The 14,369-nt window shown below is 57.7% G+C and carries 15 protein-coding genes; 4 read left to right on the top strand and 11 right to left on the bottom strand.

From position 1 onward, the window contains the following. Nucleotides 1-374: 374 nt before the first annotated feature. The gene (locus tag R6X40_RS17495) at nt 375-1,577 is read right to left on the bottom strand and encodes a DUF1173 domain-containing protein (protein WP_318415077.1); all 1,203 of its coding nucleotides are present in this window, start codon (nt 1,575-1,577) and stop codon (nt 375-377) included. Nucleotides 1,578-1,845: 268 nt separating this feature from the next. Here R6X40_RS17495 and R6X40_RS17500 point away from each other — a divergent pair, with 268 nt between their 5' ends. Next, complete coding sequence (locus tag R6X40_RS17500) at nt 1,846-1,989, top strand: hypothetical protein (protein WP_318415078.1); 144 nt, start codon at nt 1,846-1,848, stop codon at nt 1,987-1,989. 68 nt (nt 1,990-2,057) lie between these two features. Here the strand turns inward: R6X40_RS17500 and R6X40_RS17505 are convergent, their stop codons facing one another. Next, nucleotides 2,058-2,435: a hypothetical protein gene (locus R6X40_RS17505; protein WP_318415079.1), complete on the bottom strand. Its 378-nt coding sequence runs from the start codon at nt 2,433-2,435 to the stop codon at nt 2,058-2,060. Further along, entirely contained in the window at nt 2,432-3,142 is a 711-nt protein-coding gene (locus tag R6X40_RS17510; protein ID WP_318415080.1) for a ParA family protein, read from the bottom strand. Before R6X40_RS17510 ends, R6X40_RS17505 begins: the two co-directional genes overlap by 4 nt. A gap of 477 nt (nt 3,143-3,619) precedes the next feature. Here R6X40_RS17510 and R6X40_RS17515 point away from each other — a divergent pair, with 477 nt between their 5' ends. The 3 genes from R6X40_RS17515 to R6X40_RS17525 all read left to right on the top strand — a co-directional run bounded on the left by R6X40_RS17515 (nt 3,620) and on the right by R6X40_RS17525 (nt 6,575). After that, complete coding sequence (locus R6X40_RS17515) at nt 3,620-4,018, top strand: plasmid mobilization protein (RefSeq protein ID WP_318415081.1); 399 nt, start codon at nt 3,620-3,622, stop codon at nt 4,016-4,018. A 317-nt stretch (nt 4,019-4,335) separates the two neighbouring features. Next, the gene (locus R6X40_RS17520) at nt 4,336-6,402 is read left to right on the top strand and encodes a conjugal transfer protein TraA (RefSeq protein ID WP_318415082.1); all 2,067 of its coding nucleotides are present in this window, start codon (nt 4,336-4,338) and stop codon (nt 6,400-6,402) included. A gap of 11 nt (nt 6,403-6,413) precedes the next feature. After that, the gene (locus R6X40_RS17525; protein WP_318415083.1) at nt 6,414-6,575 is read left to right on the top strand and encodes a hypothetical protein; all 162 of its coding nucleotides are present in this window, start codon (nt 6,414-6,416) and stop codon (nt 6,573-6,575) included. Between the two features lie 57 nt (nt 6,576-6,632). Here the strand turns inward: R6X40_RS17525 and R6X40_RS17530 are convergent, their stop codons facing one another. Genes R6X40_RS17530 through R6X40_RS17565 form a run of 8 tightly spaced genes read right to left on the bottom strand, consistent with a single transcriptional unit; the run spans nt 6,633 to nt 14,369 of the window. Continuing rightward, nucleotides 6,633-8,651, bottom strand: coding sequence for a type IV secretory system conjugative DNA transfer family protein (locus tag R6X40_RS17530; RefSeq protein WP_318415084.1), 2,019 nt, complete (start codon nt 8,649-8,651; stop codon nt 6,633-6,635). Next, nucleotides 8,648-9,676: a P-type DNA transfer ATPase VirB11 gene (gene virB11, locus R6X40_RS17535; protein WP_318415085.1), complete on the bottom strand. Its 1,029-nt coding sequence runs from the start codon at nt 9,674-9,676 to the stop codon at nt 8,648-8,650. The genes R6X40_RS17530 and virB11 overlap by 4 nt, the downstream gene beginning before the upstream one ends. After that, nucleotides 9,642-10,892 carry a type IV secretion system protein VirB10 gene (virB10, locus tag R6X40_RS17540; RefSeq protein WP_318415086.1) on the bottom strand — a complete coding sequence of 417 codons (1,251 nt, stop codon included), beginning with the start codon at nt 10,890-10,892 and terminating at the stop codon, nt 9,642-9,644. The genes virB11 and virB10 overlap by 35 nt, the downstream gene beginning before the upstream one ends. After that, nucleotides 10,892-11,704 carry a P-type conjugative transfer protein VirB9 gene (virB9, locus tag R6X40_RS17545; RefSeq protein ID WP_318415087.1) on the bottom strand — a complete coding sequence of 271 codons (813 nt, stop codon included), beginning with the start codon at nt 11,702-11,704 and terminating at the stop codon, nt 10,892-10,894. Before virB9 ends, virB10 begins: the two co-directional genes overlap by 1 nt. Further along, nucleotides 11,704-12,396, bottom strand: a complete 693-nt coding sequence (locus R6X40_RS17550) for a type IV secretion system protein (protein WP_318415088.1) — start codon at nt 12,394-12,396, stop codon at nt 11,704-11,706. Before R6X40_RS17550 ends, virB9 begins: the two co-directional genes overlap by 1 nt. Before the next feature lie 34 nt (nt 12,397-12,430). Beyond that, a complete protein-coding gene (locus R6X40_RS17555; protein ID WP_318415089.1) occupies nt 12,431-13,456 on the bottom strand; it encodes a type IV secretion system protein in 1,026 nt (341 codons plus the stop codon). Between the two features lie 9 nt (nt 13,457-13,465). Beyond that, on the bottom strand, nt 13,466-13,678 hold the full coding sequence (locus tag R6X40_RS17560; protein WP_318415090.1) for a hypothetical protein: 213 nt from the start codon (nt 13,676-13,678) through the stop codon (nt 13,466-13,468). Further along, the gene (locus R6X40_RS17565) at nt 13,668-14,369 is read right to left on the bottom strand and encodes a type IV secretion system protein (RefSeq protein WP_318415091.1); all 702 of its coding nucleotides are present in this window, start codon (nt 14,367-14,369) and stop codon (nt 13,668-13,670) included. The genes R6X40_RS17560 and R6X40_RS17565 overlap by 11 nt, the downstream gene beginning before the upstream one ends.

Below are 14,369 nucleotides of genomic sequence, written 5' to 3' on the forward strand. Positions count from 1 at the left end.
AAACGACTGCCATCTGCTTGGATGTCCACAGATTGCGCGCGGTCGGTAGCCTCTTTTTTGCTTTTGCATCGCAAGATGACGAAATAGACTGACAGCCTGCCGCTCGTCTTCAAACGGATGACCTTCATAAGACCGCTGGTGCCGGTGCGCCGAAGCGGTGCAAAAGCGATTCCTCACCGAACAATGCCGGCTGGATCCACCGCGTATAATACCGCGCCATGGTCCTGGCGGCATCGATCCATCGACCTGGAGATGATTGGGATGTGCAATCCTGCTGGCGGGATCGTGTGTCTCCGGATATCCGTCCAATAACAATTCTGAATCAGTGGGCCGTGATCGATTGACGATTGTGATGACATACGAAGCGCGGCTGCTCAGGACAGGGGCAAAGCCGGCATCTCACCGTCTGCGACGCGCCAGATCCAAGGCTCGACATCCGGCCTTGCTGCAATCATGTCCGCAAGCGCTGCCTCGAAATCCTCGTCCGCATCCGCAGGTACGATATAAAGCGCTGCCGGCGACGGCCGCCGCTGCGGAAAAGTGACAGCGGCCAGTGGCTGCCCCGACGAAAGATTGAAGCGCAAACCCTTGACGCTTTTGAGGCTGACCCTTGCCAATCTCTCGACCAACTGTTGCTCGTCGGCATTCTCGATCGGAAGCCATTGTTGCGTCACTGTCATCAAAGCAATCTCGTCGATGCCGGCAATACCGGACTGCGTCATGCCAAAGGTCGCGATGACGATGAGATGGAACGCCTCATTTGCCTGCCAGAGTTCTAGTTCCGCCGCATATCGCGACTGGAGCCGGCGCCAAGTGCCATCCTCGATCATAAGCGGAAAACCTGGCATATGCTTGATGACGATCTTCTGCCCGCTGCGCGCCGGTGCAAACTCCTTCACCTCGCCGACCAGAAGCATCAGCTTGCGTGACCCGGATGCAGGCGCCCGGATATCCGCAAGTGCAAGAGCCCGTCTTTGCTCGATCCCCGCTTTTTCATCAAGTCTGAAGGTCTCCGGCACGAACAGGCGGCCGACAAGCGCGTCGCCCTTGACGGTCATGGTCGTGGCCGCGTCCAGAAGGTGGCTTCGCACCTGAAACCAATGCCGCTTGCCGACCCAATGCGCCGTCCATTCGGTCAAGCCACCCTGATGCCAGAGATAATGCAGGAGCGCGCGCAGTGACAGCTTCCTGAACGCATTTTTGACCGCTCCCTCATTTTGGGCCGGTCCGGCTGTAGCCGTCTGCGCACGGTGCTTTGACAACGAGAAATCGAGTTTGAGCGCCGCCAATCCGTTGACCGGGTCGAGTTGAATGGCGCCACCAATCAATGGCCCAAGGCCGGACAGCTCGTAGGGCGGTTCATAGGATGGGCATTGTGGATCGTGGTCTCCCCCGGACAGCGGCATGCGCTTGATGACAAGTATCTCGCCTATGCGCGCCACATACATAGACACACCGTGGTCACAGCATAGGCAAACCGGACGCTGTCGCGCGCGGTAAACTTCGTCCAGGACGCTGCCGAACTCCGGGTCCTCATCATCGACGATCACGTGTCCGATCCGGTAGCGCCTGGTCACCGATCACCTCCGCCAATCAAATTCCGGCCGTATTGCCGAGCGTGTGGGGGGCATACGAGACAAACCCCTGTCTGCTGAGATGGGCGATTGTGACCCAAGGAAAATGCCGCCTCAAGGCCGCGCGGCCCCTCCAATTTTGCCGGCGCGCTGCGCCGACAAAATCGGTTCCTCCGCACGCCGGCTCCGCCGGTCGCTGGCGCGAACCTTGACCCGTCATCTTCCTTGGCCCGCGCAACTGTCATCTTTCACAAACGTCAAGGAGACGACGATGACGATCGAACAGCACATCGAAGAACTGCGCGCCGAACTGCGCAATGCACCAAGCCTCGAAGAGCGTCGCCAGATCGAAGTGGACCTGAGAGCTGCGAACGAAGAGCGTGATGCCCTGGTGGCAGATCTGCCACCTCATTAGGGGGCATGTCCGTCGGTCAGGTCCGACACTTGCGCCGGATCGACCGGCGCCATTGTCGCCAACCGCGCTCAATAGCCGTTCTCCGATAGATAGTAATCCAGTGCCGCCTTCACCACAGCCGTCATCTTGACATCGTTTTCCTGGGCTGCACGCTGCAAACGGGTTTTCAGATCGTAGTCCAGGGCGACGTTGACGAAAAATTTGACGGTGCGCTGTTTTGAGCGCTTCAAGTTCTTCAGGCTGGTGCGCACATCTTCCTGTGCGACAGCCCGTGTTTCGGCCGCCGCGCGCCGGTGGTTCTCATTGAGCCTGGGCAACATTGGCGCGGTTGGCTTTTCCGTAGGCAATGGCGCGGCAGTCGTTGCAGCGGAAACCACGTCCCGGTTTCTGTCCATTTTACGAGGAGCGATCGAGAAATCGTCCAGACCAAGCCCTGCCTTGCTCACGCTACGTCCTCAATTCGCTCCCGGTTCCTGTGGTGTTCAATCTCATCGACCAGAGCCTGTACCTCCAGTCTCGCCTTGCGCACTGGATCTGTCAGCGCCTGCATCTGCAAACTGCCAAGACCGTTTTGGATCTCGCGGTAGATGTTGCGTTCAAACAGCTCGGTGTCGAGCAATAGCGTTCGATAATCTGCCGCGATCAGACCTGCAACGAAGGGCCTGATGTAACGATAGGCTTCCAGATTGCGCCCTGGGACAGAAATGCGCGTGCGGACGTTGAGATGGTCAACGGAGAGGCCGAACCGGTCATTGATCTCGGTTACCGCGGCAACAGCCTGTCCTGCGGCTTCCAATTCCTTGATTGCGGGTTGGATCGGCGAGATCACCAGTTCGGCCGAGCGAATGATGGTCGTCTGTAACGAGCTGTCCACCCCAGGCGCGTCGATGATGACAAGATCGAATGCACGGCCGATAGTGTCAATCGCCTGCTCGACCGACCTCTGCGTCGAGGCAACGGTGACTTCAATATTATCCGGCACGTTGATTTTTTCCGCACAGAGCCGCCACCAGCCGGCAAGATTCTGCCGATTGTCCGCATCGATCAACAGCACACGCTCCCCACGCAGTGCATATTCGCCACCGAGTAAAGTGACGAGCGTGGTCTTTCCAGCGCCGCCCTTGTTGCTCACGGCCGCATAGGTTCGGGTCATGTGATCGTTTCCGCTCCCTCTGTTGGGTGGAGATTGTGCTTCGAACCCACGAGGCATGCAAGCAAAAAATGAATGGTTCATGTTCATATCACGCGAAGGTATTTCAAATGCCTACGGTTCGGTTGCGCAGTGTGGAATATATTCCACACGCCCCAAATGCTCGCCATTTCGATGGTGTAGCGATGTAGTTGTTATATGTAGAGAGCCAATGAGTACCGTTATAAAGCAGTTGGTTCACATGGATGTTTACAGTGAGAATTGGTGCTCGCACTCGGCGCGTCCGTGACGAACGTTCTGGCGCCGAAACGGGTATCTGGACTCGATCTCCGGTGTTTTCTGATTATCAAGTGGCTTGAAAGAGTGTTACCGAAACGGTATTGTCCTTTTGGCAGGATACGCAAATTTGTGATACAAATTTGCTGACGATCGACGGACCAGCCGTCGATGAGGCCTGCAGCCGGCCGAAGGGAAGGTCCGATGAAGCTGCCTGCACTCAACGACCCGACAAAAGAACGCAGGCGCGAAGTCCTGCATGCGCGGTTCAGCAAGGCTGAGATCGAGCGCATCAGGTATGCTGCAAAAGATGCCGGGATGACGGTCTCGGGTTTCCTGCGGTCTCTGAGCCTGGAAGGCGCCGGCGTGCGTCCGTTCTTCACGGACACGGATCGGGCGGTGCTTTCGCTGCTTCTGTTTGACGTCAAGGCTGTCGGCGTGAACCTCAATCAGTTGGCGCGGGCGCGAAACAGGGGTGACAACGGCCGGTCGCAGGAGGAGAAGGCGGTGATCGATGGTGTTCACCGCGTCGTTGCCATCGTCCTGTTTGAACTGCGGTCCTTTTCCAAGCGCGGCGCTCGCCGGCATGTGGGGAGCGTTTGATGGAAATCTTTCTCGGCGCGTTCACGGCTGAATGGGAGCAACGCAAGGCGGCGTTTCTCCATGATCTGACACTCGGGCGACGCTCCCAGCCGGAGGAAGAGCGTCGCCGTCGGGGTGGGGCCGTCCCGCCTGCGCGCCCGGCGGATAACGCGAAGATATCAGGTTTTCAGTCTCGGGCGGGAGGGAGGCGCGGGCTGGACACCGTCCACCGGCGTGCCGACCGGCCGATGCGCGCCCGCTTTGCAGGGCTTGCCTCGGGCAGCCAGCCGGCCGTTGTCAAAGTGGTGTCGTTTGGCGGCGGGTCGAGGGTGGGCGCTATGATCAACTATGTCTCCCGCAATGGCGCCGTCGTGGTCGAGAACGAGCGCGGCGATCAGCTTGCCGGTCGTGAGACGCTTTCGTCTATCGGCGGCGAATGGGATCACCTGTTGAAAAACCGGGCTGAGAGCCGGGACATCGGCCTGTTCAAGATCTCTGTCACTGAGAGTGGAGGCGCGAGTGGACGCGCGGACGACACCCTCTTTGATCGCGCCCGGGAGATTGTGAAGCACGGACTGGGCGACCGCTCATTTGCGTTTGCGGTGACCGCGCGGGCGGATGGAAGCGGGTTCGACATTGACGGTGTAGCGGTTTTGAGAAACTCGGGCGGTGAGCGTCTTACGGCCGACGACAAAGCCGCAGCGATTGTGCAGGGACGGATGGATGCCACGGAAAGCATCGAAAGCGCAGCGTTTCGGTTTGCCGGCCACGGCAACGGCACGGACTATGGCACCACCCAGGTGCGCGCGCTGGTGGCGATGCATAGGGGCAGTGTCCAGGACGAGAAAGGGCGCGCAATGACGGATGCCAAGCAGGCGGGCGATCTCGTCCAACTCGAATGGCGGGATCAGCTTCACAGCCGCAAGCCGCGCGACGTCATGCACCTGATCCTCTCGGCCCGCGCAGGAACGGACACGGCCGCGTTTCAAAATGCCGCGCGGGATTTTCTGGGCGAACAGTTCACAGGCCACCGGTACGTGTTCTCGATGCACGATGCAGGCAGCGATCCAAAAGCGGAGGCGACAGGAGGCAAGCGTCCGCACGTTCACGTGCACGCCATTATCGCGATGCGATCGGATGCCGGTGGCCGCGTCGAGACGAGCATTCCAGCGTTTCGTCAGTGGCGTCTTGTCATGGCCGAAAAGGCGCGGGCGCATGGTATCACTATGGAGATGACCGACCGCCGTGACCGCGCCAGCGCCCCCGCTTACTCGAAGAACCAAGTGCGTCCGGTGAACATGATCGGTCGCACCAGACATGAGGGCACAAGCGCTGCGGCGGATCGGCGTTACGAGGCCAAGCGTGCCGATTTTCCCAGTCGTGCGGCAACAGCGCGAAGTCAGGCCTACGAGCATCGGGCCCATGAGGAGTGGCGAGGAACAAAGAGCGATATGGATCGTGGAGCGCAACACGACTTCATCCGTTCGCAAATGGTCCGGCTGGAAGAACCCAGCGTCGCAGCCGAACGACGGACCATGGCGAGCGGCGAAACGACAGATTCCAGCTCGCAATCTCGAACATATTTGGTAAAGTTGGCAGAGCTCGTTTTTGAGGGGGACGATATGCGCCACATGACGCGACCTGAATTCGAGGCCTATGAGAAGCGCGTTGAGACGGCGCTGTTTCAAGCGGAGAAAATCATGCCGCCGCAGGAGCGCAAGGATTTCGAGGAGATCGCCCAGGCCGCGCGTGAACACGTCAATGTTCGCCGTGAGATCGTCGAGCTGATTGAGGAGCGATCGACGGCCAAGGATCCGGATCAACTGTCTCACGGACCGGGCAGCAACACCCCGCATGATGACAAACAGCGGTGGGACGCCGTCGTGGCGCGACATGGTCTCGCTGCCACCGATGAAGCCAACACAGTTCTCCTCGACATCGAGCGAACCCGAGAAGCGATCGAGCGGGTCACCGCGGAGCGGCCAGACGATGTTTCTGCTTTGCGAAAAGAACTGGGCGCCCATATCTCCAAGGCAGCGGAGCTTGCCATTTCTGGAAACGCCATTGTTCGTGAGGTTGCAGAAATCGATCAGGATTTGAAAGCTGTGCTTCAGGCACTTGAACGCGATCGTCAAAAGATCCTGCAGGAGAAAACGACGCCAAGGGCTCATTCGACCGAGGCGGCGACCACTGGCCGCGGCACGCCCCACGGTGAGCAGGTGCAGGCCACGCCTGACAACGGCGAAGACCCACGACAACACGGCGTGATGGAGACCGCTTCAGAGATAGAAGGGGGCGATACGACCAAGAAGGATCCTGTGAAACAGAAGGTCTCTCGATTGGAAGAACTTCAACGCGAGGCGGACGAACGGAACCAGCGCGACAAAGGTGATCGCCAACAATAGGAGAGGCTATTATGCGTGACGAGAGACGGATCATCGTGGTTGAGGAAGACAGCAAGAAAAATGAGGGGTTGGCGCACGTGTCCGCGATCGTCATCTTCGTTGTCATGGTTGTTGCAATGGTCGATCGCGGGCTCACATTGGCGTGGACAACGGTTTCGGCATGGTTCCATTAACCTTCTTCGTGACCCAAGTCCCTCACAATTGGAAGAAGTCAGGCAGCCTTTGCGGATTTATGAGAGCCCCACCTCGGCAGGGTCAGGAATCGTCTGTTTCAAGATTTCACTGATGCTGGCCCTGTTTCGTGCCGACACGGCTAGCGACAACTTTGCATCGATCGTGTGGCGCAGGCGTTCTGCTGTAGGCTCCAATCTGGCCTCAATTTTTGTCACCTGACTACCGAATGCTTCCTCGAGACCACCCGTGACGTCGAAACTCACGTCGTTGCTGTCCTTGGCTGCAGGGGCCATGCGCAATGTCTTGGCGACAGCGGTCGGCACGTATTCAGGCAAAACCACGTCTTTGATTGGACCTTCCTCCGCTTTTATCGGCGTTGAAATAGCGCCATATGCGGCACTCACTGCCGGAACCCGCAACACTGTAACGAACTCAGCTTCCGGTACGGAAGGCTGGTTCTCAACAGAAAATTGCGCTGCGGTCTTGAGCGTAGCTATCTCATGGAAACGAACCTTGCGTCCACATATAGGTCTTTGCCCTTCGACGAGCAGGATGATTTGATCCTCCGGCAATTGCCGAACCTCCTGTGGCATCATCAGGTCGCGTTCGCGAATCTGCTCGACCTTCGTTCGGCGCGGTAAGCCCATCCGTTCCAGTGTTCGAGTCTCTGACTGGTACCGGATGGTTTTCTTGCCGAGCGCGCGTGAGGCATACTCTGCCGTTGCCTGGTCGTTGGCGCCGAGAATGAGCTGCAGCCCGCAATTGCCAAGCAGGGAATGACGGGATGTTTCTCCATAAATTTCGTCCAGACTTTTCAGGTCCTGAATGATGAAGGCCATCTTGATGTTGTAGCCAGCCACGTAAGGCAGCTTGTTCATGATCTCGTCCATCCGCTTCAACTGCCTGAATTCGTCGAGCAGGAAGTACGCGGGCTGGGCGCCGGGATCGAAATCACGGGTGAGCAGGTCCATGCTCTGTTGGACAAACAGTGTCAGCAAAGGGCGAAGGATAGTGACGTCGCTGATGTTCGGCGCAAGATAGATCGACACCGGTCGCCGGCGCATCGAAGCAAGGTCGATATCCGTCACATTCGTCGCTGCGATGACCCGCTCGTTACGGAATGGCTGCATCGCTTTCTGGATATCGAGCAGCGCCGACCGGGCGGCCCGCTCGTTGAGGGAAATGTAGGCATTGAAGCTATCGGTGGTGAATCTCGAAAGATCCGGCTCCTTTTCCTTGATCAACTTCATCAAGACCTGCAGGTCAACGCCCGCATTGAAAATGCCGTTGACTTCACCAAGGTTGCGGCGATTTTTATAGTGGCTGCTTTCCAACACATAGCTGATCACGCCGGCAATGACTTGCTGGGCTGTTCCCTGCCAGACGGCATTCTCGGACCCGATCGTTTCTGGAATGAGAATGCTGGCCATATTCTGGATGTCGATCGTGCGGCTTCCACGGTCCTGCCGGATAAAATCCATCGGGTTCCATCGATGGGTGTTTGGTGCGCCTGGCGAAAACAGAAAGACCTTGTGCCCGTTCGCCCTGCGATAACCCGCAGTCTGCTGAAAAATCTCACCTTTGAGATCGGTGACAATCATTGATCCGGGAAACATCAAAGCGTTCGGAATGACATATCCCACCCCTTTTCCTGATCGGGTCGGACCAATGACGAGATGGTGCCGGTCATCCAGACGCCGCAGTATCTTGGCGCCCACCTTGCCGAAGATGTGACCGTCCTTGCGAAACCATTTTCCGCGCCGGATAGAAGCAAGGTCCTGAAACGCCGCGTATCCCAGCGGGTTGGACGGCTGCCTCAATCCGAATGTTCCGGCTGCCACAGCAACGGCAATTGCGGGAAGGAAGGCACCTGCTGCAGCGATCTGCAGTGTGTGATTGTCTGGATAGAGCCACAGCTGTTGTAGCGGCGCAAAAGGATTGGCCGTGACCGTCAATTGGAGAATACGGCTGTCCTTGAACACGAATTGCAAGATCAAGGCATAACCGATGGTCCACACTGCAACGGCGATCAATCCGCAAAACACCAGATAGGCGGCGAGATACGTCCTGCTCATGCGCCGTGCCTGGCGTAATAGATCTCGGAAACGCCTCGACGGCCACCTTCGCGGCGCAGTTGGATGACGACCGGAATGACCATCTGGATGTATGACATCAGATCCTGTCTGGTGTATCCCGATGACATCCCGCCTTGCTGCACCATCATTGCCAACTGTTCGTAAGCGCCAAGAGGGGTATCGGCATGAACTGTCGACATGCTGCCGGGGTGACCGGTATTAATGGCACGCAGGAAGGCAAAGGCCTCGGATCCCCTGATCTCACCGACAAACAGGCGGTCGGGTCGCATGCGGAGTGACGCCTCCAGGAGTGATTGAATTGTTACGTGTGCCGTGCCCTGATCGCCGCGCGAGGCCAGGAGATGGACCGCGTTCTTTTGCGGTGGGAAAAGCTCCCGGGTATCCTCCAGTGTAAGGATGCGCTCGAACGGGTCGATGGTCTTGAGACACGCATTGAGAAAGGTTGTTTTTCCGGTCGACGTGCCACCACTGATCAGGATCGAGATGCGCTGCTGGATCGCGGTTTTAATGAAGTCATAGATGCGCTCGGATCTAAGATGATCGATGAGCGCCTGTTCTACTTCAGTCAGACCGCCAACGGCGACCGACACCTTGTCCAGAGAGCCATTGTTTCGATATTGTTCGAGGGTGAAGTCGCTGGTCACTTGCTTACGGATGGAAATGGCGCCGCCGTCAGCCGCTGCCGGCGGAAGCACGATCTGAATCCGTTCCCCGGTCGGCAAGGCTGCGCTCAGGATCGGGTTTGCACGGCTGATGAACTGATGCGTGGCGCCAGCGACGCGTTCGCCGATGTTTTCGATCTCTGCCATGGTCAGGCAGGGAATTTCATGATGCTCCATCACATCGGCGCCGAGGCGTTCAATATAGACGTGCCCTGGTCGATTGACCGAAATTTCCACCACGGTCGGATCGGACAAAAAGTGGGAAAGAGGGTCAAGCGATCGTCTGAGGAAATAGTAGGGACCGTGATTAGCGGCCTCGATTTTGACGGATGCCTCGCTCATGCTTGATTTCCTTCAGCGCTTCCTCGACTGGGTCCGGATACATCGCGGAGAAGTCGAGGTCCTGGCGGACATAGACAAAGATGCGCTCGCCTTGGTGAACGCTGATCGTTGGCGGTATTTTGAGGTTCTCTGCCAGTGCCTGGTTGGCCATGTCGGAGAATGTCTGAGCGATGGTTTCTCGGGCGAGCTCGGAGGCACGGTCAGATTCGGAATCGCCGTCTCCGCTCGCTGCGTAAGATCCGCTTCCATACCCTGTCAGATACGAAGAGCCGGCGCCCACGATCGACAACAGAACGGCCGATCCGAAACGCTCTCGCCATTTGTTGTCGATTATGCCCGTAAGCCCGGATCGCCCCAGGCTGTCGGTACCGATGCTGTTGAGACGAACGGTCACGCCATCATCTCGCAATAAGCGGGTCCAGATGACAAATATGCGCTTCTGTCCCCGGGTGACCTCAGACTGGTACTCACCGATCAGCCTTGTGCCAGCCGGGATCAGGATGCGACGGCCATCGAAGGAAAAGACATCCTGTGAGGTGATCGCGCGGATTTGACCGGGCAGGTCGCTGTTGATCGCTGTCTCGAGAATGCCGGGGATCAAAGTTCCCTCGGAGATCATTGCATCGATGCGATCGATCTGCCGGGCTTTGGCGGCGCGATCGCCGATTGCAGACGTGGAAGCCAGAAACTTGCTGTTTCGATCCTCGCCTGCAACTGTTGGTCCGCCCTCGGTGCTACCAGTGCCCAGGGTGTTGCGGTCATTGTCCGCCTTGGTCGCGTCGATGACCACCTGTTTCGACAAAAAGCGTTTTGGAAACGCCTCACCCTGGATAGGCTGGACAGCTGTTTCATCACTCGTGTCGACGACGCCGGGGGGCGCGGGTACGTCGAACGTCGTGGTATCAGACGGTTCCTCTTTTTTCTCTTCAACCGGGGGATCAGGCAGTTTGATGATCGGTTCAGGTTCCTTTTGCGGTTGTTTTTCTCCCTCGCGAAGGAACGACGGCGGACGGAATGTCGTCGTGATGAATTCTTCGTCTCCGCTGACGCTCTCGGGCCTGCGCTGTTCGGGCGCAAACGCGACGACATAGGCCAGCGCTGCTCCGCCGAAAACGAGGGCAGCGCCGCCCAACATTTGTTTGCGTCGGGCACGCCTGTCACCAACTGCCGCCTCGTCGCCGGCCAGCATCGCTTCCAGTTCCGGAGACCGTTGCATCAGTTTCCACTCCTTCGGCGCATTTTTGCTCTATTGTCCAGGATTGGCCCCATGATGTCGGGGTCAGCCGCGCCAAAGTCCGGTTTTCTGAGATTGAAAATGCAGGTCCACTGGTTGCCACTGCGCAGCGTGTACTGGGTCGTGGTCCCATCGACGACGATGTATTCGCCCTCGCGCCGAAAGTTCCGCAGGGTCTCTGTAAAGTCGGCGTTGACAGCAAAGATCGCCGGTACCGTCGCGCCGAATTTGAAGAACGTTTTCTTCCCGTCGTCAAACACCATCGACGGCTTCAGCGTGCCATCGCCTGAGAAGGAATAGTCGATATTGACGTTGGCTTTGTCGATACCGGCCATGTTCGGATAAGCTGCGCGCGCCTCCGCCTCTTTGCGCAGCGAGGCGTTCAAATCCTTTTCAGGATAAACGAAACGGATGCCGAAGACCTTCTTGTTGTCCTCCGGTGCGTAGTCGTTGAGCTCGAGATAATAGATCCGCTTCGTGGTCACCACGTTCATATTGGTGGTGACTTGCCTCGCTGTCGGCTTCACGAAGAGGATGTTGCCCTTGTCGGTGGGTACCACATCCCAACTCTCGGTGTCGCCGAGCGCGACGGTCTCGAACTTTTCATCTTCGTCGAAAATGATCATCGTCGAAATGCCGTAGGTAGCAAAGACGCGCACGACGTTGTTCGGTTGATACACGACGCTTGTCACGCGCGGATCCAGCCGGCCAGACGCTGGCGTCTGCGCTGCAAAGGCAGGGGACAATGATCCAATGACCGTCAGAGTGACACCAAGAAGAATGCGAGGGATCATCAGCGGCTTCCCTCAGTCACCGTCTCTTGATCGCGGCGATAGTCGTAAACCTGGAATCCAAGCGGGTTTTCAAAACGCCATTCGTTGGTTGCCGGCGTGTCGGTGTAGCGATAGCGTACGACAGAGATCCAGTGGCGCGGAATGGATTCCGTTTCAGATTGCTCGACCGTCGTGAAGCGGACGATCCCGGTGCTGGTATTGGGAAAGGTAACCGAGGCGATCTCCGTCGTTACGCGCTTGTTGCGCCCGTACACTCTTGCAGGGTTGTGGAGATTGGCGGCGCTATAGAGATCCTGCAGCTGGCGCGCCGCAGTGCCTGTCGATAGAAGGGCCGCAAGTCCGAAATTATGCTCGATCGCAAATGGGTCGTAACCCTCGCGCGAGCGGATGTATCGGACGATGTTGGCTTGGGTAATGGCCTGCTGCTCGGTCAGGTTCGTCGGTCTTGTGAGGCCAGTCTTGACCTCGATATAGCCCGTATTCTTGTCGACCTCGACGATATAGGGCTCGAAGCTCTTCAGCGGCACGAGCATGGCGAGCGTCGCAAGGCTGACAATTGTTATGGCACCGAAGAGAGTGGTGACAAACCACGCAAGTGCTCTCGATCGTTTGGCTTTCTTGATGACCTCCTGTTCCCAGATGTCGCCGCTCTGGTAGTAGGTTCGCAAGCGTTCGTCATTTGTCTCTGCCATTGCCGCTTATGCCCTCCGAATATATGTGCCCGCGTTAGGCAGGTGTACTGTTCTGGGTAATCTTGGTCTGCATTGCAGCTTTGGTCCCGGATTGATCCGTATCACCGTCCCTGCGGTAACGATCTCGAAGTGAATGGCCCGCGCGGTAAGCGGCGCGGGCTGCTGAACCAACACCTCGACCGGTAGCCATTGGGGCTGTTATGCCGAACCTCCTGGCTATCCCGGTGCCAAAGGAGCCAACGCCGGACGATATGCCGCCAGCGATGCCTTGGCCGATCGACTGGACGTACAGCATGACAAAGGCGCCGGCCGCGCACAGCAGAACGAAACCGGCGATATTTGCGAGTGTGAGCGTTCTGGATCCGCTGGCCACATCGATCTTGGTCAGTTCCGGGTTCATCGCGGTAATCAGAAACGAGGCGACGACATAGAAGAACAGAGGAATCAGTGCATAGGTCAGGACCTGATTGAACCAGCCAACCCCGTAACCGCGGGTCCTCTCAAACAGCATGCAAGCGATGAAAATAGGCGCCGTACCGATCAGGACCCACAACATTACCTTTGCAAGGATCAGGATTGCCAGCGCTACGGCGATGAAGATCCCGGCGCCGACTATCATCAACACGCCGATCATGCTTGGTAGGATTGAGAAGTAGCCCGATTGCTCGGCGAATACCGACGCTGCCTGATTGGCGGTTCGCCAGATCTGAGACAGGCCATTGGTGGGCTCAGTAATTCCAGTACCGGAGGCGGCCAGGATCGCACGCCCGACATCCTCGGGCGTGTCGTTGATCCATTGATAGAGAAGGGTGTTGAAGTTCGCCCATGAACTGACCAGGGCGAGGATAATCATCATTCGAACGATGCGGCCAACGATGTCCGACACGCCGATACGCGCCGTACCAAGAAAAAGCTGCAGGCCATAATAGGCAACGTAGGCGACGAGCATAACCTGCAGGAGCGGCATGATCTCCTGCCCAACAACGGTGTAGGCTTGCTCGGAAAATGACGTGCCCGAATCCTCGATGCGCTGAAGCAGATCTCCCAGAAAGTCTTCCATCGTTGTCCCTTACTTCAAACCGATCGCGGCAAAGGCGCTGGCCGGGTCGTTCACGTTTTGCATCGGCCCACAGCTTTGCCGGGGATCGTGCGCATAGGGCATGAGTTCCGCCGGCCGCTTGCATGGGGCAGTCTTTTCCCTGGACGTCCCGCAGCCCGTGAGCAGAGCCAATGCGAGCAAGAATCCGAATACGGGGCGCCTCGACAGGTCGTCACTCGCCATAGGCGAGCGCCTTTTTGCTGTTGGAAATATCGGTCAGGCGCCGTTGATTGTCCGCTTGCAGGGACGAAACCGCCGCGTTCATCACGCCGATCATTTCGTTGAGCGTTAGCCCGGATTGCACCTGCAACTGGGTGTTCTGGTCGATGGAGCCTTTTATATCCTCGGCCGTGCCGATCTTTTGGCCGGCAGCCTCGAAGGCGCTCCGGCGCGTTTCCGTCGCCTTTTGTGATCCGTTGATCAGGGCGGAAACGCCAAGGACCGTGTTGACCAGTTGCTCGTAGGATTTATCGCCAGAGAAGGTGCTGTTTTCCTTGCCGGAGAGGGACTTCACCAATTGCAGGCCATTGATGAATGCCGTTGCGGCTTTCGAGACGTCTCCACCCATATTTCCGAAGTCTGGAACACCGCCCTTGATGAGGCTGTCGAGTGACGGCATGGAGGCGACGCTGAATCCCTGGCCGATGGCAAGGTTCTGCATAGATTGGGATGTGCTTCCCCTGTCACCGGTCACGGCTTTGAGCGTGTCCTCGACAGTTTTTAGAATGTTCTTGTTGGTGTCGAGGATTTTGGTGGTTGTGTCCGCCGTCTCCTTCGCGATCTCATAGTTCTTCTTGTCGATCACCGGCACATCGGCATAGGCGGCGCCAAGCGGCAAAATGGCGAGTGCGGCAGTCATTTTTATCAGCTTCAT

The organism is Rhizobium sp. PL01 (assembly GCF_033447125.1).
GTDB lineage: Bacteria > Pseudomonadota > Alphaproteobacteria > Rhizobiales > Rhizobiaceae > Pararhizobium.

Bases quoted from the DNA above. Each gene is read 5' to 3' on its own strand.
- R6X40_RS17500 (WP_318415078.1), top strand. From the start codon at position 1,846: ATGACGATCGAACAGCACATCGAAGAACTGCGCGCCGAACTGCGCAAT.
- R6X40_RS17510 (WP_318415080.1), bottom strand. From the start codon at position 3,142: ATGACCCGAACCTATGCGGCCGTGAGCAACAAGGGCGGCGCTGGAAAG.
- R6X40_RS17515 (WP_318415081.1), top strand. From the start codon at position 3,620: ATGAAGCTGCCTGCACTCAACGACCCGACAAAAGAACGCAGGCGCGAA.
- R6X40_RS17520 (WP_318415082.1), top strand. From the start codon at position 4,336: ATGATCAACTATGTCTCCCGCAATGGCGCCGTCGTGGTCGAGAACGAG.
- R6X40_RS17525 (WP_318415083.1), top strand. From the start codon at position 6,414: ATGCGTGACGAGAGACGGATCATCGTGGTTGAGGAAGACAGCAAGAAA.
- R6X40_RS17530 (WP_318415084.1), bottom strand. From the start codon at position 8,651: ATGAGCAGGACGTATCTCGCCGCCTATCTGGTGTTTTGCGGATTGATC.
- virB11 (WP_318415085.1), bottom strand. From the start codon at position 9,676: ATGAGCGAGGCATCCGTCAAAATCGAGGCCGCTAATCACGGTCCCTAC.
- virB10 (WP_318415086.1), bottom strand. From the start codon at position 10,892: ATGCAACGGTCTCCGGAACTGGAAGCGATGCTGGCCGGCGACGAGGCG.
- virB9 (WP_318415087.1), bottom strand. From the start codon at position 11,704: ATGATCCCTCGCATTCTTCTTGGTGTCACTCTGACGGTCATTGGATCA.
- R6X40_RS17550 (WP_318415088.1), bottom strand. From the start codon at position 12,396: ATGGCAGAGACAAATGACGAACGCTTGCGAACCTACTACCAGAGCGGC.
- R6X40_RS17555 (WP_318415089.1), bottom strand. From the start codon at position 13,456: ATGGAAGACTTTCTGGGAGATCTGCTTCAGCGCATCGAGGATTCGGGC.
- R6X40_RS17560 (WP_318415090.1), bottom strand. From the start codon at position 13,678: ATGGCGAGTGACGACCTGTCGAGGCGCCCCGTATTCGGATTCTTGCTC.
- R6X40_RS17565 (WP_318415091.1), bottom strand. From the start codon at position 14,369: ATGAAGCTGATAAAAATGACTGCCGCACTCGCCATTTTGCCGCTTGGC.